Annotated in this window: 18 protein-coding genes and 3 pseudogenes; 12 read left to right on the forward strand and 9 right to left on the reverse strand. The window is 42.1% G+C overall.

Annotation, left to right across the window (positions count from 1 at the left end):
• Positions 1–345 precede the first annotated feature (345 nt).
• On the forward strand, positions 346–1,530 hold the full coding sequence (locus EX191_RS21710; protein WP_193448466.1) for a hypothetical protein: 1,185 nt from the start codon (positions 346–348) through the stop codon (positions 1,528–1,530).
• 150 nt (positions 1,531–1,680) lie between these two features.
• Here the strand turns inward: EX191_RS21710 and EX191_RS21715 are convergent.
• A pseudogene (locus tag EX191_RS21715) lies at positions 1,681–2,048 on the reverse strand (IS1-like element transposase); the annotation flags it as partial.
• Positions 2,049–2,450: 402 nt separating this feature from the next.
• Between EX191_RS21715 and EX191_RS21720 the strand changes: the two are divergent.
• Positions 2,451–4,055, forward strand: coding sequence for a S8 family peptidase (locus tag EX191_RS21720; RefSeq protein ID WP_193448467.1), 1,605 nt, complete (start codon positions 2,451–2,453; stop codon positions 4,053–4,055).
• 769 nt (positions 4,056–4,824) lie between these two features.
• Positions 4,825–5,073, forward strand: a complete 249-nt coding sequence (locus EX191_RS21725; RefSeq protein WP_046873682.1) for a hypothetical protein — start codon at positions 4,825–4,827, stop codon at positions 5,071–5,073.
• Between the two features lie 140 nt (positions 5,074–5,213).
• Here the strand turns inward: EX191_RS21725 and EX191_RS21730 are convergent, their stop codons facing one another.
• Entirely contained in the window at positions 5,214–5,459 is a 246-nt protein-coding gene (locus EX191_RS21730; protein WP_046873683.1) for a hypothetical protein, read from the reverse strand.
• A gap of 40 nt (positions 5,460–5,499) precedes the next feature.
• A pseudogene (locus tag EX191_RS21735) lies at positions 5,500–5,613 on the reverse strand (putative quorum-sensing-regulated virulence factor); the annotation flags it as partial.
• Positions 5,614–5,727: 114 nt separating this feature from the next.
• Between EX191_RS21735 and EX191_RS23020 the strand changes: the two are divergent.
• Positions 5,728–6,426: pseudogene (locus tag EX191_RS23020) on the forward strand (DDE-type integrase/transposase/recombinase); the annotation flags it as partial.
• Positions 6,427–6,521: 95 nt separating this feature from the next.
• Here the strand turns inward: EX191_RS23020 and EX191_RS21740 are convergent.
• Positions 6,522–7,217: a hypothetical protein gene (locus EX191_RS21740; RefSeq protein ID WP_031850349.1), complete on the reverse strand. Its 696-nt coding sequence runs from the start codon at positions 7,215–7,217 to the stop codon at positions 6,522–6,524.
• 376 nt (positions 7,218–7,593) lie between these two features.
• Here EX191_RS21740 and EX191_RS21745 point away from each other — a divergent pair, with 376 nt between their 5' ends.
• The 4 genes from EX191_RS21745 to EX191_RS21760 all read left to right on the forward strand — a co-directional run bounded on the left by EX191_RS21745 (position 7,594) and on the right by EX191_RS21760 (position 9,935).
• The gene (locus EX191_RS21745; RefSeq protein ID WP_031850348.1) at positions 7,594–8,085 is read left to right on the forward strand and encodes a hypothetical protein; all 492 of its coding nucleotides are present in this window, start codon (positions 7,594–7,596) and stop codon (positions 8,083–8,085) included.
• Positions 8,082–8,297, forward strand: a complete 216-nt coding sequence (locus tag EX191_RS21750; RefSeq protein WP_069524866.1) for a hypothetical protein — start codon at positions 8,082–8,084, stop codon at positions 8,295–8,297. The genes EX191_RS21745 and EX191_RS21750 overlap by 4 nt, the downstream gene beginning before the upstream one ends.
• Before the next feature lie 790 nt (positions 8,298–9,087).
• Positions 9,088–9,630, forward strand: a complete 543-nt coding sequence (locus EX191_RS21755; protein WP_140092543.1) for a hypothetical protein — start codon at positions 9,088–9,090, stop codon at positions 9,628–9,630.
• Positions 9,631–9,731: 101 nt separating this feature from the next.
• Positions 9,732–9,935, forward strand: coding sequence for a hypothetical protein (locus EX191_RS21760; protein ID WP_139126977.1), 204 nt, complete (start codon positions 9,732–9,734; stop codon positions 9,933–9,935).
• A gap of 296 nt (positions 9,936–10,231) precedes the next feature.
• Here EX191_RS21760 and EX191_RS21765 read toward each other — a convergent pair whose 3' ends face one another.
• The 3 genes from EX191_RS21765 to EX191_RS21775 all read right to left on the reverse strand — a co-directional run bounded on the left by EX191_RS21765 (position 10,232) and on the right by EX191_RS21775 (position 14,153).
• Entirely contained in the window at positions 10,232–10,768 is a 537-nt protein-coding gene (locus tag EX191_RS21765) for a hypothetical protein (RefSeq protein WP_025635180.1), read from the reverse strand.
• A 48-nt stretch (positions 10,769–10,816) separates the two neighbouring features.
• Positions 10,817–12,121 (reverse strand): DUF3644 domain-containing protein, encoded by a 1,305-nt coding sequence (locus EX191_RS21770; RefSeq protein WP_069524869.1) that lies wholly within the window; start codon positions 12,119–12,121, stop codon positions 10,817–10,819.
• Between the two features lie 244 nt (positions 12,122–12,365).
• The gene (locus EX191_RS21775; RefSeq protein WP_069533308.1) at positions 12,366–14,153 is read right to left on the reverse strand and encodes an ATP-binding protein; all 1,788 of its coding nucleotides are present in this window, start codon (positions 14,151–14,153) and stop codon (positions 12,366–12,368) included.
• 167 nt (positions 14,154–14,320) lie between these two features.
• Here EX191_RS21775 and EX191_RS21780 point away from each other — a divergent pair, with 167 nt between their 5' ends.
• From EX191_RS21780 to EX191_RS21795, 4 genes are all read left to right on the forward strand, one after another.
• Positions 14,321–16,024, forward strand: coding sequence for a class I SAM-dependent DNA methyltransferase (locus EX191_RS21780; protein WP_193448468.1), 1,704 nt, complete (start codon positions 14,321–14,323; stop codon positions 16,022–16,024).
• A complete protein-coding gene (locus tag EX191_RS21785; RefSeq protein WP_193448469.1) occupies positions 16,014–17,903 on the forward strand; it encodes a restriction endonuclease subunit S in 1,890 nt (629 codons plus the stop codon). The genes EX191_RS21780 and EX191_RS21785 overlap by 11 nt, the downstream gene beginning before the upstream one ends.
• Positions 17,904–17,982: 79 nt before the next feature.
• Complete coding sequence (locus tag EX191_RS21790) at positions 17,983–18,912, forward strand: COG2958 family protein (RefSeq protein WP_140092532.1); 930 nt, start codon at positions 17,983–17,985, stop codon at positions 18,910–18,912.
• A 16-nt stretch (positions 18,913–18,928) separates the two neighbouring features.
• Positions 18,929–22,153 (forward strand): type I restriction endonuclease subunit R, encoded by a 3,225-nt coding sequence (locus EX191_RS21795; RefSeq protein ID WP_193448470.1) that lies wholly within the window; start codon positions 18,929–18,931, stop codon positions 22,151–22,153.
• A 707-nt stretch (positions 22,154–22,860) separates the two neighbouring features.
• Here EX191_RS21795 and EX191_RS21800 read toward each other — a convergent pair.
• Both EX191_RS21800 and EX191_RS21805 read right to left on the reverse strand, forming a co-directional pair.
• Positions 22,861–24,903, reverse strand: coding sequence for a hypothetical protein (locus tag EX191_RS21800; RefSeq protein WP_193448471.1), 2,043 nt, complete (start codon positions 24,901–24,903; stop codon positions 22,861–22,863).
• Positions 24,904–24,960: 57 nt separating this feature from the next.
• Complete coding sequence (locus EX191_RS21805; RefSeq protein ID WP_193448472.1) at positions 24,961–25,785, reverse strand: hypothetical protein; 825 nt, start codon at positions 25,783–25,785, stop codon at positions 24,961–24,963.
• Between the last annotated feature and the right edge of the window lie 221 nt (positions 25,786–26,006).

The following is a 26,006-nucleotide window of genomic DNA, read 5'->3' on the forward strand; positions in this document are numbered from 1 at the left end:
GAGATGTGTATAAGAGACAGTTCATATTGTAAACAGGGAGGGGGCAGCCCTTGCCCTTCGCCTATTCACTAGTTTTAGTATAAAAACCACGAGTAGAAGTGACTAGCAAAAACTTGATTAACACGCTTTGGGGCAGAATTGAGTTAGCCAACACGCCTTCCCATCTGACTGCATCACGACAGTGCAATAGCTTGCTCTTATGGGAGTGCTGAACTGCTTGCTGACTAATGAAGTAAGCAAGTCAAAGTAGGAAAATGAGACTTCGTAAACGCCGTAAAGTAATAAGTTAGGCTAACCTTACGGTTTGTTTTTCTCAGCGTTTTTAGCTAGCAACGGAGTTCTTTCATGAGCAATGGTCCAATCATCGTATCCCCCGAAAGCAGCGTTCAGAGGCTTCAACGAGTCGAGTTGCAGGCAGCAGGTATCTACGATGAGAAGTGGTTACAGCAACTTATCTTTGCTAACGCTGACCTATTACCCTTTTATGAGATTGATGCGGACTATACCGGTGCGGTACCAGTGTGTATGGAGCTTGCCACTAAGTCGGGTCGAGTGGACTGCATCTATGTGACGCCATCGGGCCGATTGGTCATCGCGGAAACCAAACTCTATCGTAATCCTCAATCTCGTAGAGAAGTGATTGGACAGATACTCGATTACGCTAAAGACTTGATGAATTGGAGCTACGACGAACTTGATACTAAGGTTTGTGCAATTAATGGAGGTCTGTCGCTTTTTGAATTGGTTAAGGCGGATGGCCATGAAGTATTAGAAGCCTCATTCATTGATGCGGTTCAGCGAAACCTCTCAAAAGGCCGCTTCTTATTATTGGTCGTGGGCGATGGTATTCGAGAGGGGGCTTTTGAGATAAAGGACTTTCTTAATACCTATGCATCAATGGAGTTTTCTTTTGCCATGGTTGAAGTGCAGATCTTCCACATGCCAGGCGAACAACTGCTCGTGAATCCTCAAGTGATGCGCAAAACTGAAATTACTGAGCGCCGAGTGATTTCGATTAATCAAGTGAGTAGTGAAGTTACTGAGAAACTTGAATCCACCAACGAGCAAAATGAATCAGCCACAAACAAAGGTTCTGGTCAATCCTATGAGTATTGGAGTGCCTTGCTTGATTATCTTGAGCTTGATGACACTAGTGTAAGGTTACCAACCCCTTCGGCTAAGGGGCACTTATGGTTCGAGTTACCACCAAGGGCACACAATAGTTGGATAACAACTTACCGATCTAAACCCAATGAGGTGGGTGTCTTTGTGAGATTCAGAAATGACGCACTTGGACAATACTTGTTTGAGTACCTGTATGCTAGGCGAGAGTCATTGATGCCACTATTGCCGGAGGACTCTGAATTTGTCCCAGAGAAGCTAAAAATCTCGCTACCTGTAATAACTCTTGACTGGCAGAACGAAGAGTCTTGGAAAGAAGCGTTTGATTTCTACCAGTTGCGTTTAAATCAAATCTACCCCATCGTTAAACCTTTGCTGCTGCAAGCGCTAAATGCGTATGAAAATTAACGGCGTTTAAAAGCATAAGATGATAGTCCTCCGACTTACCAGACACTACACAGACAAGGAAAAGTAGGTCAAACCTACTCACTGTGATTTGTGAGATTGAGCGTCACTGGCACGGGAAGGAGCAAAGGTGTGTTGCAGTTCTTAAATGGGGAAGTGTTTTTCCTCATATTCCTCAACCAATGCAGCTAGCCTTTCAAGTTTACAAATTAGTCTTATATTTGCTCTATCGAAAGGGATTGAGGTTACTTACCTTGGCGAGATTTTTTTAAAGTGCTCAATACCGTGTTGTATGCGACATTCAACACTTGTGCTGTTTCCCTAACTCCGGAGCTATTCATTGACATATCGACAATTTTTTCTTTTACATCTGGCTTGCGGACTTCGTAAACTTAATCGAGTTGAAAGCCCTTTCGACACTCGATACACCTGAAACGAGGAAAGCCAGAATGCCCTTTTCCATGTTCACGGACGGGCTCTGTTTTATTACAGAAACGGCATTGAACTTGGATAGTAGCCATGAGTTAAAAAACATCAGAAACCAGGTGGCTATATTAACATCTATCAACCAATTTGAGTCATGACCAATGAAAGGATAGTTAGGTTTTTATTGCGTAAATTATCGGTAAGAATAGTGCATATAACAGGCAATAAGCCAGGTGTGTAGAATTATTCTATTTTAGGGATTTTGCTCTAAATCTAAATGAATCTTTGCATTTCAATTTCAATAAAGCTTAGTTATTGATCATGTTTCTGAGTATGCGAATTATTATCAATTATGCATATGATTACTCATTGTCTAGTTTGATTTGTGTAACGTCACTGCAGCACGTATTGAGCGTACTCGCTGATTGTCTGTGTTTTCGTGTTGACAGTTTGGTACTAGGTAAAATCAACAAGACTATGATTTCAAGGAACATTTTATGTTAAAGAAACTACTAAGTTGTTGTATCACCTCCGCGCTCTGTTTTCATTCTTCTCTCGCTTTTTCGCAACCCAATGAGATTGCGGACAGTGCAGAGTTACAACAAGCTCCCGACACATTGCCTGCCACATTAATGCTTGCACCGGACGACATCGCCATTGCAGATCGCTATATAGTGGTATTTCAACAACCGCAAATGATGGCGAGCAACTCAACAGAATTCGAGCAATTCACGCAACAGTCTGTAGACCGCATGTCCGGTTTATATTCGATAAAAGTGGAGTCGGTTTTTGACCACTCGATAAGTGGATTTGTCGCTAACTTGAGCCCTGAGCAGCTACAAGATCTACGTTCTGATCCTCGTGTGGACTACATTGAGCAAGACAGAATCCTATCGCTTGACCCAATAGTCTCGGTAGATGCAAATCAAACCAATGCCATTTGGGGACTAGATCGAATCGACCAACGTAACTTGCCACTCGATAACAACTACAGTGCCAACTTTGATGGAACTGGTGTAACGGCTTATGTTATCGATACTGGTGTGAACAATGCACACGTTGAGTTTGGTGGGCGCTCGGTTTCTGGGTATGACTTTGTCGATAATGATGCAGATGCAAGTGACTGTAATGGACACGGTACACACGTTGCGGGCACCATTGGCGGCAGCTTGTATGGTGTTGCAAAAAACGTCAACCTTGTCGGTGTGAGAGTATTGAGCTGTAGCGGATCGGGGTCTACGTCTGGTGTTATCGCCGGTGTGGATTGGGTGGCTGCGAACGCTTCCGGACCTTCAGTTGCCAATATGAGTTTAGGTGGCGGTCAATCTGTAGCTCTCGATAGCGCGGTGCAAAGTGCGGTTCAGTCAGGTGTCAGCTTTATGCTTGCAGCAGGTAACTCCAATGCCGATGCGTGTAACTACTCTCCAGCGCGCGTTGCTACTGGTGTAACTGTCGGCTCGACCACCAGCACGGATGCACGTTCGAGTTTTTCAAACTGGGGCAGTTGTGTGGATGTGTTTGCGCCAGGCTCACAAATCAAATCTGCGTGGTATGACGGTGGTTACAAAACCATTAGTGGTACATCGATGGCGACGCCACATGTAGCGGGTGTAGCAGCACTGTATCTTCAAGAAAACAGTTCGTTATCTCCAAGCCAAGTAGAGGCCTTGATCGTTAGTCGCGCAACTAGCGGAAAGGTGACGGACACAAGAGGCAGCGTGAACAAGCTACTTTATAGCTTAACGGATGCTGATTGTGGCCAAGACTGTGGTGGCCCAGATCCAACACCGGATCCAGAAGGTAAGTTAACCTCGGGTGTGCCAGTGAGCGGTTTAAGTGGCTCAACCGGTCAAGTCGCGTATTACTATGTTGATGTAGAAGCTGGGCAGCGCTTAACCGTACAAATGTATGGTGGCAGCGGTGATGCGGACCTGTATCTCCGTTTTGGTGCAAAACCAGCACTGAACGCATGGGACTGCCGACCTTTCAAATACGGTAACAATGAAACATGTACGGTCAGCGCGACACAAAGTGGACGCTACCACGTCATGATTCAAGGTTACTCAAACTATAGCGGTGTCAGCATTCAAGCTAACTACTAGTTGTTATTCTCGTTACTAAAAGAGAACAAAGCCCGCTTTTCGGTGGGCTTTGCTTTCGGGAATACTAAGTTTAATAGGTGGCGTTCGATGCTATTCAAACGCACCGGCCTTTTTCTTCAAGAACTCAACTCGAAGCGGCATCGAAGCTTTCTATTAATACACCGCATAAGTCGGGTTCTCCAAGTCGTGCACATCAAATAGGATGCGAACTTAATCTCCTCGAGCTAACTCTTTCTCCATCATAAATCTTGGCATGATGGCAAACCCAAGATGATACAAAACAAATTCTTTACTGTGACCGCGGTTCTCACTTGCAATTTTAGGCTGTGAGACAAACGCGTGACCTGACCTTGGCTGTTGGTCATCGTGAACGATATGGTGGCTAATCCGAGAAGATTGTATCCACTCAAAACTCAGACCCTATACTGCACATGTTGATGGGCTGACAACGGTAACATTGGATGAAATGGGCCTTGAACCACGCAAGATCATTATAAATGGGAACTATTAGGCAAAGAGACGATCAAACGAGCTAAATTGGAATGGGGCAAAGACGTTACAAACCATACAGACACGCCTCTGGATATAAATGCTCTAGTCCTTTTCTATTAAATCATTAATAACCAAGGATGTTGCAAAGAGAGTTGTGGACAGCTAGCTCGAGCTGTAGGCTTGTGCTAGCCAGGGCACCTGACTTTGGGAGCGCACTAAACATGAGCCTTGGATTCTGCTACCGTAAAGCCCATATTTAATTTGAGAGAGATGGATAATGAACGACAGTTGGGCTAACTTCTTTCCGTACTTTGCTGGAGCTTTTAAGCTTATTGTATTAGGTATTGGAGCTTACTTAGCTATTAAATGGCATTTTGATGAAGAGCGAAGAGTAAGGGAAGCCGAAGGCGTGGTATTCGATAAACCAAGCTTCAAGAAAAAGTTCGCAATGATGCTAACCTTCCCATTCCTTCTAGGTCTTCTAGTCCTTCTCGTTATTTATGCAACTAACTGGTTTCTCTACTGACGGACTTTATTAATACGATCAACGTTTAAGCTCTCAACGGGTTTGGAGCAAAAAAGAGTCAGCCTAACAGTCTGGCTCTTTTGAATGAAAATACATGGTATCGTGGAATAACTAGGGAAGCTGTGGCAGGTTACACTCACTTACTCCTTAGGCAGGTGACCAGTTTCCTTCGCAAGCTTTTGCATCGCCTCGGCAAACGTTGTTGTCCCGCCTTTAGCTTTCACCTGAATTACCTTATACCCCATTTTTTCCAACGCTTGGCGCTCTGCCAAAACAGCTTTGTCATCTTGCTGGCTACCTTGAGCTGGCTGATGAATGTAACATCCCTCTAATTTACCATCTTCGACCAATTGGTGGTGTTTCAGTGCATCGATATCAAAATTCATAATAAGTCTTTTCATTAAGAGTGGGAGTTTCTGTGGCTAGTTACATACGCTTCAAAGGCTTCACGACACTATCTAAGCCTTCAACTTTGAGCGCTAAACACAGCTTGAGCAAATCCCCTAGTTCGCCGCTTGGCCAGCCCTTTTTATCGAACCAAAAAGAATCAACTTTCTTCGGGAAAGATCACAAATTGTATCATTGAGTACTATACATATTCATGTCGATAGTGTCATAAAAACCAAGATAAACTCTAAAAGTTGTATTCATCAGAAAGCCATCCAGCGCGAGGAAACTCGCCCAGCTCTAGATACAAAGGACGGAAAAGCTTTCAACAACAGCAAAGTCCGAGATAGTTAAAGGTGCATCCGTAAAGAATTGGCAGAGAATGGTAATAGCCTTAATGCAAAACTATTACAGCAAACATAAAATGGGCGTCGCTTCGAACCAGTTGTCTCTGGTCGTTACCGCACGGCTCCGAATCAAAAATGGGCGGGTGATATCAGATATTTTGCCACAAGCGAAGGTTAGCTGTACTTGACTATCATCTTTGATCTTTACTCACGACAAGTGATCGGTTGGTCTAGGGATACGTGGATGATAGCTACGCTAGCCTGTGATTTACTATCTATGGCACAGTTCCGTCGAGGCTCCCCTGAGTAGGCTTGTTCATAGTGTTCGAAATAGCCGATATTACTCAAAAGACTATCGAGGCTGAATAACGAATTACAATTTAAAGTAGCGCATGATTAGAAAAGGAAACTGCTGGGATACTGGCTGTATTGAGAGTTTTTTCCATTGTGTGAAAGTTGAAGCGATCCAATACGAGCTGATCATGACCAAATCATGACCAAAGATGAGATGCGCCAAACGGTCTTCGAGTAGATTGAGGTTGATTTTATTCTTACTATTAGGCTCAGTGCGCTTAGTTATTTAAGCCCAGTACACTTCATCAAGCAACATGTCGCTTAATGAAGTGCCCACTCTGGTTGGAATAGGTCACTATTATAATAAACGCATTCTGTGACAGAGAGTGAGTCAGGTAGGTCACTCTCCTTAAACATCAGCTATGCACGACGTTCGGAACTGAAATAGTCATACAATAAATCAAGTGGTGTATGTCCCGCATGTTCTAACACTCTCGCTCGCAGTATCCCTTCTGTGCAATCGGCTAACTCCTCCCAATCTGGATTGGAACTCAGAAACAACTCTCCACAACTGTCAGGAGTGTTTTTGTTCCAGATTTCCTCAATCTGATATTCGAGGTCGCCATTAAAATCTAAATTATCTTCCAGATCTTCAACAAAATTATCCCATTCATCCAAGGTCATCCATATGCCACCTGCACCATGAACATTAAGAGAATAAAACTCAAAATCTGGAATATATGGTGATGGTTTTGATAGGAATGGAATATTTAATACTATGCCATCAGGATCAACGGCAGCACTTAACTGCTGGTCAGAGCCACAGAATACATCACATTTTAGGAGTCTAGAATAACGCGCCTTGCTTGCTAACTCGTCACTTAGTCCTGCAAATTTGAGCGCCTCAATTAGCTCTTCAGTCCTGATCAGTGCCGACTCTTGTTTTTGCATGGACTGATAACAATTGAATCCAGCGTTTCTAGCAAGTTGCTGAAATCCTTGATTTAGAGAACATCGCCTATTTTCTAGTGGGATAGTACGAAACTCCGTCTTAAAAATATCAGATAGAATCTTGGTCGATACCTCAGAGAAAGACGCATATGCATTGGTTAACATAATTTATCACCTTATAGCTGGCTAATTTACCGAACGCGTCTGTTTTTGTTGATACGGCATACCCCAGCATGGATTCATTATTACCAAATAGGAGCCCTCATTTTTACAGCAGACGCACCATTGCCATGAGTGGCAAATATGAGTATACAGAATTATATAAAACTGACAAGATATTATTTTATAAGGAAAAAATACTTTTATTTATATTAGTGCATGCGATTATGAATAAGAAAAAAATACTTTTATTTATATTAGTGCATGCGATTATGAATAAGAAAAAAATACTTTTATTTATATTAGTGCATGCGATTATGAATAAAAAACGAAGTAAATTTATTTACGCAGTAGGCCTATATTATCGAATAGGAGGTAGTTTATGAGGGTTTTATATATAAACGCTTTTTCACTTTTATACTCAGAGCGTTATATCAATAACAATGAATCAGTTCGCAATGCATACCGATCCGGTCACTATAAAACCGCCCTAGATGTCATGGAGTCGATACCACACGATACCCTGTCAGCAAAATTGCTAGAAAGAGCAGCTTTATCGGTAGGAATGTTAATTTATCCAGTAGAGCCTAGGGGAATTCGAGATTTGATTATCAATATGCAGGTATTCAATAAGGCATCCCTAGCACCCGATATTAACTGGCTAGGAGTACTGCGAATGGGTAGCAACAACCATATTGCACGCATACGAAAACACGTTGAAATAGCTCGTGTAAGTGAGTGGCGCAGTTGTGGAGATTTGTTTTACTGGGAACTGAATCATCTGCAACACCTGCATTTAAAAAGCCCACCGGATAAAGGGGTAACACCACAACTATTACGTCAAATCCGAGCTATCAAACAGGTAAAGTTATGAATGATGATAAACAACAAGAAGAATTTGAAGAAGGCTCCATCAGATTTATGCAAACAATCCTACAGGAAAAGGCGCTAGCATCTGTGGTTATGGGAACAAATGGCAATATTGTAATCCAGTATTGCGATAGCATTACCGTATACAAGCAGGACAACTCTGCGGATCTGGCTGCTAAGTTACTGAAGCTAGTAGCAGAAGCTCAATGCAATTAGAGCTTTGGGAAAACAAAATCAACAGCCTCATGCTTGTTATCACGCACATGAGGCCAATGATGTACCGAACTAGTTTAGTTTAGAGCACAATAATCTAAATAATCAAGAAAACAATTTATCAAATGATGAGAAACGGTGTTCAGCTCAAAAGCTGTTATTTTTTGTTAAGGATGCTTATATATTAATCAATAGAGAGTTTGGTTAACAATTAAATACTGGATTAAAAAATGATCAGCGAAAGGCAAGATTCATGCTAACTATGAAGAACGCTTGGATAACGTGGCTAAAGGTGGCCGTACCCTTAACCTCAAAACTAGCAATCCAAGACCTTGAGATCAGAATTAGTATTTAGCTCATCATTCCAGATCGGAATTTGTATTTCACCCGCGCTCTTAGATCGGAATTAGCATTAATCTATCGCTTCTAACTCAGAATTAGCATCTAACAACCCAGTTATAAAGCGGAGTTAACACCTAGCCCGTAATTGATGTACCGAAAGTAACCAATATATTGGAATAGCTGACAACCAGTATTTTAATGACAAAGATCACACTTTAGACTGAAGAAAAAACACACAAAAAGCATAAAATCAATGAGTTGAAATCAACTCGCGACTTGTATGCCATTATTTTGCCACTTCCCATACCTACTAATCTCTGTGACTATCGCTTCAGTACCAGTGAGTAATTGATAAGAATTACGTTGACATTGCTGAACCATTATTCGGCATAGCTGAGAAAGTGAGCGTAAGTATTACAACCAAATACTTCCGCACAGTGAAGAAATCACCATGAGTTATAAAAAAATGGAACATTACGAAAAAATTATCATCAAGGGTTTGCTTGGCGGTGGCAGTACGAACGAGGCTTTTTCAAGCCGTTTAATTCAGGGCACTGGAATTGAGAAAGTCGAAAGTGTGAGCGAAATGTGGGCTTACCTCGAAGGTGAACTTCAGCAGAAAGTCATTGATGTGATTGAGTCAGTTTTTTGTGAGGAAATTGATACTAACAATCTAATCAAAGGATTGGTTAAGCATGTTGCGCAGCGGGGTGCCCTTGCTGAATATTATGCATTAGCTCTCTCGGAGCGTAGCCAATTTACCGAAGACGAAGAACGTGAAAAAATAATGGAATTATTCGAAGCGAAGAAAAAAATCTGGGAAGAAAAAGAAAAAACGTTCAATGCACATGACTATTACAACGCAGAACCAGAGCCAGACTGTGTAACGTGTCGCGAGTGCCGTACTGATTTTTACGATTACACAAGCGATGCGCGTAGCATTTGGGACACTGGAGCCTGCCTTCGTTGCTACATAAAGGGTGAAGTTCAATGAGCAAAAGCATTAGAAAGTGGGTAGCGATACCAGATCGCCACGATGAATACTTCGACGGTAATTTCAATGAACTTGACGGGTATTATAAAGACGATAGCTCCATGAAAAATATTTATAACTCTTACAAAGTGAATGATGATGACGTTGTTTTTTGCGACCATTGCGACACGGAAGTAATCGAAACTGATAGTTGGGCGGACGCTGCAGTTTGTCTTGGTAGTGGTGAGGTTATCGAAGATGCTTGGGCGGGTTCTAGGTATCGCTGCCCTGCTTGCGATACAGTCGGTTACTGGTATCCATCTTGATCGAAAGCTGTCGAATTTGTAACCTTTGGATGTAACCCACAGATATTACATGTGTGGGTTCATAAGTATCCAGCACGATACAAGCGCTAACATAAACTCCTGTTAAATATTGTTTTTCGACTCACCTTAAAATCTGGGTGAACGCTTTTGCTCACCCTAAATTTACTGAAAGTCTATTTAATGAAAAAAAACACATTGGCAACACTCATTGAACTCGCTATCAATGAGGACGTGTCCTCTTTTCTCTTAATCGGTGTGTAGTCTTACTCAGGGACAAAAGCGCCTTAGTTCATTCATTACTGGTGCCCTTTCCAAAATTCTTCAATTTCCCATAACGCGCGGCTGCCCATTACTTCTCTGATTGATTGGATCACTTGTTCATATTGATCTGAGGAAAATTTAGACCACCTTGCAAGCTCAGCCTCTTTCCAGCGAGACTTCAGTCCTCCGATATTACTTCGGCACAAAGCGTTCAACAACACAGCATCTATGGGAGGGTGCAAATCGACGACCTTTACGTGCGAATCATATCCCCCGCAAACCAAAGCCGATTTTAAGTACATGTTGATTAATTTGGCAGCGACCCCATGAGTAAAGGTCAATCCTATTTTACTCGCTTCAGCAATAAGTTGTTCACGCCATAGGCGGTGCTGTTTATCAATGTCCACTCTTGCTGGTAGTTTATCTGGATTGTCAACCAATGTGTCTAGACCTATAGACTCGATAAGTTGTTTACCTTGTTTTACCGTAAACCTTGTCTCCTTGACACTTGACGCTCTGGAAGCAGCCCATGCAGAGAAGCGATGTTTATGTTCAGTTATGGTGTATGTCATCGGTTTAATCTTTTCTCATTTAAGGACAATGAAGCGCTTTACAGAAAGCTACTTTTTCTTCGAAGCTTGAGCCTTCGCTTGCTTAATAAAGTCATCCTTCGTTGTAATGTGTCTAATCAGATCATCAACCGCATCTTGAGAATAAATGTGTGTATTGGATATCTTTTGGTAGTGGTGGTGTTTGTTAGACGTTGCTTTCCAATTTAGCTTTTTTAGTGCTGCTTGGAAGCAATGATTGTTTATCGTTGGCTTTCCTCTCTTGTCTCGAGCTACTAAACACTTCTCTAGCTTTGCGATATCGTAGTTAGCGTGAAGGGTTTTATTGATTGCATCAATAGCAGTCTTTTGAGTAAAAGTATGAGTTTTCTCTGGGTCTACTTGTTTTTCTACAATGAGAGCTTTTTTCAACCGCTCCAAGTCCTGAGTTTTACCATTAGCAGCAGCAAGTATTATCTGACTATCTTTTTCATTGCGAGCGTATACAAGTGATACGTTAATAGGTATGGCGAACTCAATATCATCTTCTTGCTCAATTTCGTCTTGTACCGTTTGAGCTAATTCAAGAATATCTTCCGCAGCTTTACCATATAATGAGCTTAACATCGCTTTTGGTGGCATTTTGAAATCACCAACTAGCGATATCATGCCAGCATGCTGAGACTGCATAAATGGTATCTCAGCAAAATCTTGAAACTTGGATGAGTAATTTAGAACGCCTGATTGAAAAATTCGAGAGGCCAATCCTTGAAGCTCTGGCATAAGTAAATGAACTGCACCATCACGCCAATCAGCTATACGAGAGATATTCTTCCTTACATTGTCATTCTCTTTGAACAACTTATCCAAACATTGTCGCAAAGAAATTGTTTTCTTAACGCCTTGTTTATTCGATTTCTCAAATATTGATTCTTCACCATCACGCTCAATGATAATTGCCTTAAGTAGCTGTTCCCAAGCTGTTGAGTACATCATGACAAATCCATCTAACTTATTTTCAAGTGATGGTCTGTTATAAAGCTCTAAGGCGAGCATCATATTATCTTTGGATTTTTTGAGCAGAGCTTTCGCTAAGTTAGATTTACATTTATGACCTAACTCTTGATAGTGTTTGCTTTGAGATAAACGCTTTTTGAACTCGATGAAACTTACGTCTAGTACATTTATTGCTTCGTACGTATTAGCTTCGATCTCAGCTAAGAACTGGGTGATCTGTCCCTTCCCGTAGTAAGACTTGAATGTACTGGGTTTCCAACCCACTTGCTCAAGAAGCTCTTCTTTGGTGAAAGTAGAACTCTCAGTTTGATGCTTCTGTAAGAATTGGTACAGCAATAGCTGCATATCGGTTTTAGCCATTTTGCACTCAAATATATGATGGGACTATTGCAATGCATGTTATTGAATAGCAACGAGCAGTTCAGAGAGAGGCATCAAAGAATGGGATTTTTCTAGAAAGTAGCATCAGCTTTAGGGACGAACTTCTAAAACAAGACCCAAATCAAAATTGTCCAGAGACGTCTCACGACGCCTAGCTTGGGGACAAAAGCAATTTAGCTGCTACAAGCAAAAATGCTTTTGTCCATTATAAGCTGTTATCGCTCTATACAAGGTTCGTTTTAATAGCCTGCATCCACTCTAGAATGTTTCCATTTGGATCCATTTCAACAAGGTCTGCATGAGAATATTTATCCATGACTAAGGTGTTAAGTTTTTTCTTACACTTACCTTCTCTGTAGGCCGTTAGACCAGCAAGAGTTGTCGGGACATCGGTGTCATCTTCGATTTCAATATCTACATTAAAAACTTCCTTGATCGCTCTTGGCGAAATATAGTTCTCCAGTTCTCTCTTAGTGGTTAAGAATGCCAGAGAACCATCACCTCTTCCATTCACTGCATCTACTGTAGCCTTATATTTTGGCGGCTCTGCCATATCTCGGTCATAGATGTGAACTTCAGGTTTCCCTAAGTTTTTCAAGTAGTGAGAATTCACCCAATCGCGAAGAGTATCTCCTCCGAGCGGTATCATCACGATACGGGGGTCATCATTCAAATCTGGAATATCAATGCCTTCGGCAATAAGGTTCCGAGACAAACGCTTAAAGAAGTGGATATCATTTGGCCCTTCGAGACAAACAATCAGTTGGGCACGACTATCAGGTAGAACACCAAGATCTTTCGCTATAACTTCATAAGTTGCGTCTTGTCCACTTGCGACAGTTAAGTCTCCAGCGTCGTTTCGATGAATATGGCGCAAACTTCCAAGGTCAATTTTTTCCGCAAGTGCTGGTACGTGAGTAGTTAGAATCACCTGACAATCGTCAAGTTCTGACAGTTCTTTAAAAGCATCAACAAGCATTTGTTGGTAGCTAGGGTGCTGCGAAGTTTCTGGTTCCTCAATAGCATAAATCACGCCTTTTCTGCTATTGTCACGCTTAATTCGCTCAGCCTCAGCTTTGAAAAAACTAATAAGAATCAATCGACGCACACCGCTGCCGCGCTTGTTGATGTGAACACCGTCATTTCCTATTAATGACAGTTTAAAAATGCTACCCCAGTTGGGTTCAACCTTGAACTCTGGGATAAGTTCACTAGCTAATTTTGAATCAATATCGTTTAGGTGGGAAATTGTATCTGCTGCTACAGCTAACGTTTTTTCTCTAACAACCTGTTTGATATTTTCCAACTCAGTATCCAACTCAGAAAGTGCATTGCTTACAGCGGCCTTCATAGGGTCTTGAACTTCGGCTTCTTCATCTGTACTGGGTCTATCTGCTCTGAATAGAGCAAAGTGAGGAAGGTAAGAAGAGATTCTCTCCCAAACAGACTTCCCATCCTCTGCTTTTAGTGGAATCATCTGAGGTATTAGCTTTAGGTCGTCTATAGAGTTGTAGATTCCTTGTCTCAATAAGGCATTAATTCGTTGGTCTTCTACATCTACGCCCCGTCGCTCAGCAATTGTCTTCAATTGGTCATTCTTCTTGTAAAGAATCCCTTTAGCATCTTTGGCTGATGGATGTACACACCACGAAGCGTACTCTCCGTTGCCTTTCCCTTTTTTGAATATACGGAATAATTCTAAATTCCCTCTCTCATTCAACAAAAATTCGTTTTGAAGCGTGGTATTAGCCCTTTCATCTAAAATTAACTGTTCTGGCAAGTTGCTAAATTCACAGCCAATCAGAACATCATCTTGTTCACCGGAGTAAACGCATTTATCTGTAGCATCAAACTTACAAAGTTTGTGATTAAAGAAAACTCCTAACGCATCAAGGAGTGTAGTTTTACCTATATCATTCTTACCAATAAGAGCTGTCAGGTCAGAAATGTCAATAGTCGTTCTTTCTTGATAACCTCGATAATTTTCTAATGTAAGACTAATAAGTTTCATTCTTTATCCTTTGCGTTGCGAACGAGTTGATCACTAAGCTAGCATTCGAAGGGAGAAAAATATGCTCCTTACTTCATAAAAATCACTGTTAAGTAAGGCAGAACTCAAGGAAATTTGCGTAGTTACTGGTATCATAAGGCCAATTTTTCGAACTCAAGAAACCCGTAATGAACGAACAAGAACAACTATTCCTGAAAGAGCTGGAAAGCAAGCTCTGGACAGCCGCAGACAAACTCCGTGCATCACTTGATGCCTCACAATACAAACATGCGGTACTTGGCTTAATTTTCGTTAAATACGTGTCTGACGCCTTCATGCTGCGCCAAGAAGAGCTAAAACAAGACTTTGCCAACCCTGACCACGAGTATTTCCTCGACCCTGAAGGTTACTCGGCTGAAGAGCTTGAGCAAGAAATCGCGATTGAGCTGGAACAGCGCGATTACTACAAAGAGAAAAACGTGTTTTGGCTGCCGACAGAATCTCGTTGGAAGTTCCTGCAAGACAATGGCCCGATGGTCATTGGTGGTGCCGATTTGGTCATTGATGGTAAGACGAAAAAAATCACGTCTGTTGGACATCTGATTGATAATGCGCTGGAAGGCATTGAGCGCGACAACCAGAAACTAAAAGGTGTTCTCAACAAGCACTACGCATCGCTAAAAATTGATCAGGCAAAACTGAATGAGCTGATTAACCTAATCGCGACCATTCCATTCAATCATAAGTCGCTTAACAGCAAAGATATTCTTGGTCATATTTACGAATACTTCTTGGGTCAGTTTGCGCTTGCTGAAGGTAAGAAAGGTGGTCAGTTCTACACGCCTGCATCAATCGTTTCGCTGATTGTTGAGATGATTGAACCGTTTGAAGGCCGTGTGTATGACCCAGCAATGGGTTCCGGCGGCTTCTTTGTGCAATCTGAAAAGTTCATTGAGCGCCGCGCTAACCAAAAAGAGATTGACCCGCTTACGCAAAAACAAAGAATCTCGATTTACGGTCAAGAATACAACTACACAACATGGCAGCTTGCTGCGATGAACATGGCAATCCGTGGCTTGGATTATGATTTTGGTAAGGAGCCTGCCAGTACCTATACCAACGACCAACACCCTGATTTACGAGCTGACTTCATTATGGCTAACCCACCTTTCAACATGAAAGAGTGGAATACAGGTGTCGATGATAATGATCCGCGCTGGGTATATGGCACACCTCCTTCAGGTAACGCTAACTTTGCTTGGATGCAGCATATGCTTTACCACCTTGCACCTGATGGTTCTCAAGCGTTGTTACTTGCCAATGGTTCGATGAGTTCAACCACCAACAACGAAGGTGAAATTCGTGCGGCCTTAGTCGAGAACGATTTGGTCGAGTGTATGGTTGCGCTTCCGGGACAACTGTTTACCAACACCCAAATCCCTGCTTGTATCTGGTTCTTAACCAAAAACAAAAAGGCTCGTACTGATAAATCAGGTCGTAAGCTGCGTGATCGCAAAGGTGAAGTGCTGTTTATTGATGCACGAAACCTTGGCTATATGAAAGACCGTGTGCTTCGAGATTTCACCCAAGATGATATCCAGAAAGTCGCTGACCTTTACCATGCATGGAAAACGGGTGCGGAAGTAAATGGTATCGCATATGAAGACCAAGCAGGTTTCTGCAAATCCGCAACTTTGGCAGATATTAAGAAGCACGATTTTGTTCTTACTCCGGGGCGTTACGTTGGCGCGACTAAAGAGCTAGACGACGGCATTCCGTTTGGAGAAAAGATGGCAACGCTAACTGCTAAATTGAGCGAGCAGTTTGCAGAATCAGCAAAGCTAGAAGCGGAAATTAAAAAGAACTTGGCGGGGTTGGGTTATGAGCTTTAGTTGGGAAATGATTCCATTAGGTGAACTCATTACTTTGCAAAGGGGGCATGATCTTCCTTCTTCTAGACGAGTAGAAGGCAATATCCCCATCATGGGTTCTTCTGGGATTACGGGTTACCACAATGAGGCTAAATGCGTCGGTGAAGGCGTTATTGTCGGACGTAGTGGTAACTCGATGGGAGAAATTTCGTTCATAAATGAAGCTTATTGGCCCTTAAATACATGCCTATATGTGACAGATTTTAAGGGGAATGACCCTAAATATATTTATTACCTATTAAAAACGGTAAATTTCGACCAGTTTAACTCCGGCAGCGCTCAAAAGTCGTTAAACAGAAATGCTGTTTACCCTTTTGAAGTTCATGCCACAAAAGATAAAAAATTACAGCGGAAGATTGGAAATGCTCTCTCTCAACTGGAAAACAAAGTTACTCTTAATTTCCAAACCAACCAAACCCTAGAAGAAATGGCGCAAGCCATCTTCAAATCATGGTTTGTCGATTTCGATCCGGTCAAAGCCAAAATGAATGGTGAACAGCCTGAAGGCATGGATTTTGCCACTGCCTCGCTATTCCCCGAAAAGCTAGATAGCGAAACGGGTATTCCTGAAGGTTGGAGGCTATCGGAGATTGGTGATGAAGTTGCTGTTGTTGGTGGTGGTACGCCATCTAAAAAGAATGATGACTTTTGGGTCGATGGGCATATCCATTGGACGTCACCAAAAGATCTGTCGGGCGTGCAAGATAAGGTTCTACTAGATACTGCAAGTAAATTAACTGAGGCTGGTTTGAAAAAAGTTAGCTCTGGTCTATTACCTGTAGATACTGTTCTTTTATCTTCTCGTGCACCTGTTGGTTATCTTGCTCTAGCTAAGGTTCCACTTGCAGTGAACCAAGGTTACATTGCGATGAAGTGCGAGAAACAGTTACCACCGGAGTTTGTGCTTCAGTGGTGTGTTCATCGTATGGATGAGATTAAACAGAGAGCCAGTGGCAGTACATTTGCCGAGATTAGTAAGAAGAATTTCAAACCGATTTCAGTAGTGGTTCCTAGTGAAGATGTGCTCAGTGCTTATCAAAAACTGGTGAAGCCGCTTTATGATGCAATCACGTCTAATGTTCGTCAAAGTGAGCAGCTTTCGAACCTCCGAGATACGTTGCTACCTAAGCTGTTATCGGGTGATATTGAACTAGATGTGGACAATGATGATTCACCAGAAGTTAACGTGAATTTTAACGTTGAAGATATTGATTTCTTTATCAAGTCGATGCTGAAAGAGCTGAAAGAAGAAGACAATCTTGGCCTTATTTATGAACCACTCTATTTAGAACCAATAGTTACATGGACGGAGAACAAAGACGCGCTACCATATAGCATCGTGTTGAAAATCGAAGACGCACTTGAGAGCTTAAATCGTTATATCCCAAGGTATTATGATGACAATGGCTTCAGCAGTGAACAAGACGAAATTGATGAAAATATCCAAGAGTTTTGGGGATATGGAGAGCCTGTTTGTGTGAGGGAAGTTACTAAATACTGCATGTACATGGCTAGGAAATCCTACTTGCAGACAATGTGTTCTTTATTGTTGTCGAATACAACACCTGTAACTAATAACACTCTTTATGCGTTGAGAATTTCAAATCTAGACGTGAAGCTGACGGGATGTGATATCTCTAACTGGTTTGGAGACATTCGTTTAGTTGATGCCAAAGCACCATATGTCACGATGAAACGCGATGGCGAAAGTTGGATTCTAACTTTTCCAGAGATGGGGCCAAGAAGTGACTACAGCGACTGCGTAAAAGCTGGTTATGAAAGCATCCGTCATATAATCGCTAACGCCTTTGCATGTTCTGTATCGGTTGTCGAAATATGATGGAAATTAAATTCTATTTTAAGTCGCTTTCCGGCGAAATCGAGTTAGGACAGGCTCAAGAATTAGCAGAGGTCGAATAATGGCAACCCGAGTAGAAATGATTATCGAAACGCTCAAGGCGAACCCCGACAAGAAGTTTACTGCTCGGGATTTAGCCAAAGAATTTGTGCTTCGATATCCAGAAGAAATCGCTGAGAAGCAAGCAAACCCGCGATACAACACCGAAGAAAAGCTTATCGCCCAGCTCGCGGCAGAAATTGGTGGGGAACGTACTGAAAGAGCGAAAATCGTTTGTCCTAATGTCGCCACTCGTGACAAACCAAGACCTCGGGTTTATTACTGGGAGCAGAAGCCTACATCTGCTCATCAGGAAGATGATCTTAGCGATGCAGAAGAATCAGACATCGATACGCCTCTCGTGCCGCAAAGCTTAAGCGAGCACGATCTCTACCCAATGTTGATTGAGTACCTCAGCAAGGATTTGGGTCTTTACTGTCAGCGCATTGACGAGCGTAAATCTAAAAACTCTCATGGCAACGGTGGCAATCACTGGTTACATCCTGATGTGGTGGCGCTAGAGCCGCTCGACCAAGGTTGGGATGAAATTGTGAGAAGCTGTGTGCGCAGTGGGAATCACAGCTCGGTTCGACTTTGGTCTTTTGAAGTGAAGAAACATCTTACCAAAGGCAATGTACGAAAATACTTTTTCCAAGCCGTATCGAATTCGAGTTGGGCCAATTTCGGCTACCTTGTTGCCACAGGCTTAAATAGCGACGTTGAAGGTGAGCTGCAAATGTTGTCGAGCTTGCACGGGATTGGCGTGCTGATTCTGGATACTGAATCTTTGTTTGATAGCCAAATACTCATTCCAGCTCAAGAGAGAGTCAACGTGGATTGGCAATCTGCAAATCGAATCGTCTCTGAAAATAGGGATTTCCACCATTACATTGAGCAGGTTGGCATTTATAACCAAACCGGACGGTTGATTAAGAGCGCATGGAATAAATAATAAGGATAAAGGCTTAATGATTACTGAAGAGCAACTAGAACAACAATGCCTCGATTGGTTTAAAGAACTTGGTTACCAATACCAAAATGGCTATGACATCGCGCCGGATGGTGACACACCCGAGCGTGAAAACTATCAGCAGGTCACGCTACAAGCACGTTTAGTGTCGGCACTGGAAACGTTGAACCCGACTGTACCGAGTGACACCTTAATCGAAGTGTCGAAAACCGTTGCCACGCCGCAAACGCCAATCCTGATCAAAAATAACAAGGCTTTTCACCAATATTTAATCGAAGGTGTGCCTGTTGAATACTCGGTAATGGAGCAAGAACAGTGGGTGACCAAGCATACTCATGTTCGATTAATTGATTTTGAGAACCGCGAGAATAACGAATTCTTAGTGGTCAATCAGTTCACCATCACAGGCACCAAAGTCAATCGTAGGCCAGATGTGATAGTCTTTATCAATGGCTTGCCTTTGGCAGTGATAGAGCTGAAAAACCCAGCCGATGATCACGCCGATATTTGGAATGCTTACAATCAAATTCAAACTTATAAAGAAGAAATCGCTGATCTCTTTGTGTTCAATGAAGCGCTGGTCATTTCAGATGGATGGACGGCGCGAGTCGGCTCGTTAACGGCTAATAAAGAACGTTTCTTGCCATGGAAGACGATAGAGAGTGAAGACGACAAGCCACTACTCGAATTCCAATTAGAAACCATGGTGCGTGGCTTCTTTAAGCCTGAACTGTTGCTCGATTACATTCGCTACTTCGTATTGTTCGAAAATGATGGCGACAAGATCATCAAAAAAATCGCAGGTTATCACCAATTCCATGCCGTGCGTGCTGCGGTGAAAGCGACTGTTATCGCGGCCACAACCTCTGACCAAGTCACCGAGCAACGAGCAAACTATGCCAATACGGTGGTGCCCGGAAGCAAAAAAGCAGGCGTGGTTTGGCATACTCAGGGCAGTGGAAAAAGTATTTCGATGGTCTGTTACGCGAGTAAATTGTTGCAACAACCAGAGATGAATAACCCAACCTTAGTAGTGGTTACCGACCGTAATGACCTAGACGGCCAGCTATTTAATACCTTCACTATGGCGCAAGAAACGTTGAAGCAAATCCCTCAACAGGCTGAAGATCGTGATTCATTACGCGATTTACTTCTTAATCGTCAGTCCGGTGGCATTATCTTCACAACCGTACAAAAATTTGCATTACTCGATGAAGAAATGACGCATCCGATCCTTTCTGAACGTTCGAATATCGTGGTAGTTTCCGATGAGGCACACCGTAGCCAGTATGGCAATAAAGCTCGCCTAGTAGATGTTAAAGACGAAGATGGCAATGTGATTGATCAGCGTTATGTTTATGGTTACTCCAAATACATGCGTGACGCGCTGCCAAATGCCGCTTTTATTGGTTTTACAGGTACACCGATATCGATGGACGATAAAGATACTCGCGGTGTCTTTGGTGATTATGTATCTATCTACGATATTCAAGACGCGGTCGATGATGGCGCTACAGTGCCGATTTACTACGAATCTCGCTTAGCCAAGCTCGATATTAATCAAGATGAAATAGAAGCGCTTAACGATCAGGTCGAAGAGGAAATTGGCGAAGACGAAGAAACTGAGAGTCGTGAGAAAATAAAATCACAGTGGTCAGCTCTCGAAAAACTCGTTGGTGCAGAGCCAAGAATCCAGCAGGTTGCGCAAGATCTGGTTGAACACTTTACCATTCGCTGTGAAACTTTTCCGGGCAAGGCGATGATTGTTGCCATGAGTCGCGAGATTTGTGTGGATTTATACGATGCCATCGTGGCTATCAAACCCGAATGGCATAACGAAGATCCAAACAAAGGCTCGATCAAAATCGTCATGACAGGCAGCGCCGCTGATAAAGCAAAAATGCAGCCTCATATCCATGATAAGAAAACCAAGAAGTTGTTCGAGAAACGCTACAAAGATACCGATGACGAATTGCAATTGGTTATTGTGCGCGATATGTGGTTAACAGGCTTTGATGCACCTTGCTGCCATACCATGTATATCGACAAGCCAATGAAAGGCCATAATCTTATGCAAGCGATAGCGCGTGTAAATCGTGTGTTTAAGGATAAGCCCGGAGGTTTGGTTGTTGACTATATTGGTATTGCCAATGAGCTTAAAAACGCACTTAAGACCTATACCAACAGTCAAGGGAAAGGTCAGCCCACCGTCGACACCGCCGAAGCTTTCGCTGTCTTCATGGAAAAAATAGACGTGATTCGCGGAATGTTTGCCACTCCCGTCGATGGTGATGTATTCAACTATCGTCCGGATTTTGAAACCAAACCTCTGCAACTGCTTCCGGGAGCTGTGAACCATATATCTGGTCTCTCTCACCGGAACAGCAAAGGCGAAGAAGTTCGTGATGGTAAACGTCGTTTCCTTGATGTCATGGCTGCACTGATGAAAGCGTTCTCGCTATGTAATACCTTGGATGAAGTGGACGGCTATAAGAGCGAAATTGCCTTTTATGGAGCGATTAAAACAGCATTCCTAAAACATTCTACGGTTGACAAAAAACGCAGCGACGAACTACGCAACTCTGCTTTGCGCCAGATCCTAAACAATGCAATTGTGGCGGACGGAGTCGATGACATCTTCAAAACCGTTGGCTTAGATAAGCCCAATATTGGCTTGCTCTCTCCTGAGTTTTTGGAAGATGTCGCCAATATGAAAGAGAAGAATTTAGCAGTAGAACTGCTAGAAAAGCTGCTGCGCGACGAAGTGAAAGCAAGAATGAAAAACGATGTAGTGCAGGAAAAGAAATATTCCGACCGTATTATGTCGACTTTGCAGAAATATCATAATCGCAACATTGAAACCGCGCAGGTAATTGAAGAGCTGATCCAGTGGGCCAAAGAGATGCAGGCTGACGCTGAGATGATGGAAAAGCTCAACCTGTCTACCGATGAAATTGCGTTTTACCGTGCATTGGTCACCAACGAAGCTTCAGTGCGAACCCTAGGCGACGATAATCTGCGTCAACTCGCCATTGAACTCACTCACCAACTGCGTAAGTCCGCTACGGTAGACTGGCAGAAACGAGAAAGCGTGCGTGCTCGGATGCGCAATCTTGTACGTCGTTTACTGCGTCGCTGGAAATATCCACCTGATGCGGCTGAAGAGGCGATTAAGCTGGTTCTGGATCAAGCAGAAGTATTGGCTGATGGATGGTATAAGTAACTAAAAAGGCATGGGTTTTCCCTTGCCTTTTTATATAGCCTAATTTAGACATCACTCAGGAATTGTTTAAGCCGCTGAATTTTTCACTAGTGAAAAATTTGCCATCTCGCGGTATATCTCAGCGAAATCGTTAAACCATCGACTTTTTCACTAGTGAAAATTCTGCCATCTCACGGTATATCTCAGGAAAATCGTTAATCTATCGACTTTTTCACTAGTGGAAAACTTGCCGTCTCGCGATATACCTCAGCGAAATTGTTAAACCAGCGATTTTTTCACTAGTGAAAATTCTGCCATCTCGCGGTATATCTCAGCGAAACTGTTAAACTAACAAACAGAATATAGGCTATTTCAAGTAGTTAATACTTGGTTTTTAGGGGTTAACGCTAATATGTCACTTTCCTGCCCTTCAGGAAACCTTCTAGGACTACCTACGCGACGCATCCTTTCTTTATCATGTAGCTTTTTGTTCGATCCTCTAGGAACAGGAGACGTACGTAAGCCAATCTAATGGCTTTATCGAGATGACAAATAGTTATATCTCTAACAAAATCTATGGCGTTACGCCTATTTCCATTGACAACAAAACGGATTTCTTCAACACCATTTCTGCTTGTTACAGTAATTACGCTAACACCTTTTACATCAACACCTTACTACTCTCAGCTCAAGCACTGAATCTCTCTGGTTTAGATCCCCCATACTTATCAGCCAACTTTTAGGGGATTTTTTAATTGTAGTTCAGGTTTGGCAGGTGCTGGCCTAGATTCTGGTTCAGGGTTAGTATTCTGTCCAGCTCCACCGCCGAACCCTCTGTCAGTATCATCATCTAAAACCTCAACTTTCTTCGGTTTAGCTAATTCAATTTGTCTGCTTATTTCATCCACAGCATCACTAACCGAGATGCCCACAACTTTATTTAGAAGGTCTATTGCGTTATAGCGCCGACGACCATCAACAATGATGATTAGGTGCTTTTTATCATTACGCTCAAACTGAAGTCTTTTGAAATCTGGGGAGCGACCAAGAGGCTTAAATCGTTCAAGGATGGCTTTAATCATTTCAGAAGTAACGGCGCTTTTAGCATGACTACAAATAGCTCCTGCCTTACGATTTACACGCTCTGACAACTCCTTTTCAAAACGGTCTGTGTATAGATTTTTTGGTGGCTCTCTATACCTTGAGTGAGTAGTTAGTTTTGTAGTTCTGACATTTAGCTCTTGCACTTCATCTGAGAGTAAACCTTTTCTCTGTGTTTCCACTGCGCGAGCTATAGCAGCCTTAAACTCATCGCTTGAGCCTTCAGTTGCTTGTATGCTATCCAACGCCCAACCTTTAGCTAGACCCTGTTGCACCATTAGGGCAGCAATTTTATCGAGAGGTGATTTAGAGGATGTGTCGGCTGTGATCATATCTCCATGATCGATGATGTAACACCCCCACCTCTTACTATAGAAATGGTTCTGATCTGGGTTTTCACGAGGTTTAAAAAACTTACCATCCTCAACAAAATCTTTATCGATGTTGGTCTTGTAAATACAGTAAAACTGTCTTTGCTGCCTCGTTAACTCCCTAATGAATCTGCGACTCTCATCAATAGCTAACTGCTTATTTCTCCTCGCCTGTTCCTCTCTTTCTTTTGTAGATCGGTTGGGTGATTTCGATAAGAATTTTTTACGTTTTTCGTCGATTAGGTTGCGGCGATACTCATGATTATCTCTCAGATCTACTCGGAAGTTTGCTCCAGAATTGAGTTCACTATCAACTCGCTTTCGGCGAGATTTAGCAGAAAGCTTAGGCTCAATTTTGTCCGAGAAAACAGAAGTTAGCAGGTTGTTGCTAAACGGAGAGCTAGTATCACTCATGAATTCGCGCTTAAATTTTCTGACAGACTCATCAACCACTGCTTCATTGGATGAATCAACACGATATTTGTCATAGAGATACTCTAAAAATTCCAGTCCCTCACCTCTAACATTCAGTGAGCGCCATTCCCCTCTACGGCCACGACCTTTCTTGCTATTTATTTTAATCTTAAGATAGCGATTACCTTTAGTGCCTTTGGTTGCAACAGGGGTGATCGGTGATGAGACGGGAGCAATATGATCAAAACTCATGAGAGTCTTAGTTAGTTCTGCTCCAGATTTGGGTTTACAGGTCTGTAGATGCTCGATTAAAGCTTGCCTGACCTTATAGCTAGTGCTTTTGCCTTTTACTGGAGTAACACGGTCAATTTGTTGCTCTGCGTTTCTCTCCATAACCGTCACGGGATCTAAAAAGCCATAGCGAACATTAATTTCTGACTGAACGGCAGAGTGATATGACAAATCACTAGGATTATAAAACTCTAATTTTTTCTGAGTCTTGTGATCAAGGAGAGATATAGCAACATGTAGGTGAGGCTTGCGGCGCTGACCATTTTCATCGAGCATGTGCTTTCTGGTAGGAATATGCATTTCTGCATAATAGTTAAGCTCATCAAGATCACGATGAGGAACATTTGCGCGAAGAACCTCATCAACAATAGTCTTGTGCATCTCATGCTGCTCACTGGTTGGCATTTCGCTGTATTTTTTTACATCTGACTCGTCATAACTGATAGTAATGTGCTTGTACGCACCATCCCATTTGTTTCTGTATTTTGCAATCCAATTTGCGTCTCGCTCGATGGCCTCTAGCGAGCCATGAATTGGAACTCGTGTATCGTACTCATCCCGATGAACCCCTGTGGTTCTAACTTTACCGTTCACAAGGTAGTCACCGATGCCATTAATGCGGGTTGAAAATCTAATAATCATGGTGGTTATTTATTTCTTTTTAACTACTTTTATGTGCTGACCAAGGCTTTCCTCCATCAAAAATTTTAGAGCTGACATTTGTCTATAAATGAGCACAAATTTCATATCTAAACCAGAATACCTTTCTTGTAGTGTTACTAACGCTCTACCAACACTATTTAGGCGTGAATAATAGAACCGCTCAGTCTTAAGAATTAGGTTAATGTGACCAAGATCTACAGGTTGGATTTTATAGTTAGGTTTTAGCATTAATTTGCATAGTTGCTGGACGGATTCTGTCCCAACCGCCTTGTCATAAAGTTGGCGATAAAGAGACTCAGTGACTCTAAAACTTACAACAGAGCTTGTGCTGTTTTTTTCCTTTACATCTTCATCAAAAATAACACCTTCAGATATAACCTTATCTTCAAAATCATCGCCTTCATTACCGAGGTATCGAATCGAAGATTCTGGCTTAGGAAACGTTGAGTTATGCACTGTAAGAAGGTGACATATTTTTCTAAGACAGATTAGGTAATTTGTTAGCTGACAGTCGACTTTTGATTTTATTGATTCTTCATTATTAATAATCCCCCAAAATATCTTTGAAAATGAATCAAAGTGGGACTTTTCAATTTCCAAAATAGACACAGCCATCAGCTCTCTAGATACATCAACAGGAGGAACTATTCTATCAATATCAATCATTCTTCTAGCAAAGATATTTAAGCTTTCTCCATTGATTAAAAGAGGCTTTAACTCTTCCTTTAAATTATTGTCGATTCTAAAACCAATAACTTTAATTAATGTTTCCTTCTTTTTCTTTTGTTTTTTTTGACTCTCTTTATTTGTCATAATCGTTATTTATATTTTATTGACGGAGACAATAAATGGGATTTTTAAGGGCACCCCTTAAAGCACGAGATTGTTGTTTGCGGATGCAAAAATGTAAACAATCTGGACGTGCCTCCACAATTTCGTTCTCCGCCTAACTTAATGGTACCTGTCTCTTATACACATCTGAAAAAAAAAAAATATAAACACCAGTCACACTTGAATCTTCACGAACCAAAGTA

It is taken from the genome of Vibrio chemaguriensis (assembly GCF_012275705.1).
GTDB lineage: Bacteria > Pseudomonadota > Gammaproteobacteria > Enterobacterales > Vibrionaceae > Vibrio > Vibrio diabolicus.

Excerpts from the sequence above, each read along its gene's own strand:
- EX191_RS21710 (WP_193448466.1), top strand. The coding sequence starts at position 346 with ATGAGCAATGGTCCAATCATCGTATCCCCCGAAAGCAGCGTTCAGAGG.
- EX191_RS21720 (WP_193448467.1), top strand. The coding sequence starts at position 2,451 with ATGTTAAAGAAACTACTAAGTTGTTGTATCACCTCCGCGCTCTGTTTT.
- EX191_RS21725 (WP_046873682.1), top strand. The coding sequence starts at position 4,825 with ATGAACGACAGTTGGGCTAACTTCTTTCCGTACTTTGCTGGAGCTTTT.
- EX191_RS21730 (WP_046873683.1), bottom strand. The coding sequence starts at position 5,459 with ATGAATTTTGATATCGATGCACTGAAACACCACCAATTGGTCGAAGAT.
- EX191_RS21740 (WP_031850349.1), bottom strand. The coding sequence starts at position 7,217 with ATGTTAACCAATGCATATGCGTCTTTCTCTGAGGTATCGACCAAGATT.
- EX191_RS21745 (WP_031850348.1), top strand. The coding sequence starts at position 7,594 with ATGAGGGTTTTATATATAAACGCTTTTTCACTTTTATACTCAGAGCGT.
- EX191_RS21750 (WP_069524866.1), top strand. The coding sequence starts at position 8,082 with ATGAATGATGATAAACAACAAGAAGAATTTGAAGAAGGCTCCATCAGA.
- EX191_RS21755 (WP_140092543.1), top strand. The coding sequence starts at position 9,088 with ATGAGTTATAAAAAAATGGAACATTACGAAAAAATTATCATCAAGGGT.
- EX191_RS21760 (WP_139126977.1), top strand. The coding sequence starts at position 9,732 with ATGAAAAATATTTATAACTCTTACAAAGTGAATGATGATGACGTTGTT.
- EX191_RS21765 (WP_025635180.1), bottom strand. The coding sequence starts at position 10,768 with ATGACATACACCATAACTGAACATAAACATCGCTTCTCTGCATGGGCT.
- EX191_RS21770 (WP_069524869.1), bottom strand. The coding sequence starts at position 12,121 with ATGGCTAAAACCGATATGCAGCTATTGCTGTACCAATTCTTACAGAAG.
- EX191_RS21775 (WP_069533308.1), bottom strand. The coding sequence starts at position 14,153 with ATGAAACTTATTAGTCTTACATTAGAAAATTATCGAGGTTATCAAGAA.
- EX191_RS21780 (WP_193448468.1), top strand. The coding sequence starts at position 14,321 with ATGAACGAACAAGAACAACTATTCCTGAAAGAGCTGGAAAGCAAGCTC.
- EX191_RS21785 (WP_193448469.1), top strand. The coding sequence starts at position 16,014 with ATGAGCTTTAGTTGGGAAATGATTCCATTAGGTGAACTCATTACTTTG.
- EX191_RS21790 (WP_140092532.1), top strand. The coding sequence starts at position 17,983 with ATGGCAACCCGAGTAGAAATGATTATCGAAACGCTCAAGGCGAACCCC.
- EX191_RS21795 (WP_193448470.1), top strand. The coding sequence starts at position 18,929 with ATGATTACTGAAGAGCAACTAGAACAACAATGCCTCGATTGGTTTAAA.
- EX191_RS21805 (WP_193448472.1), bottom strand. The coding sequence starts at position 25,785 with ATGACAAATAAAGAGAGTCAAAAAAAACAAAAGAAAAAGAAGGAAACA.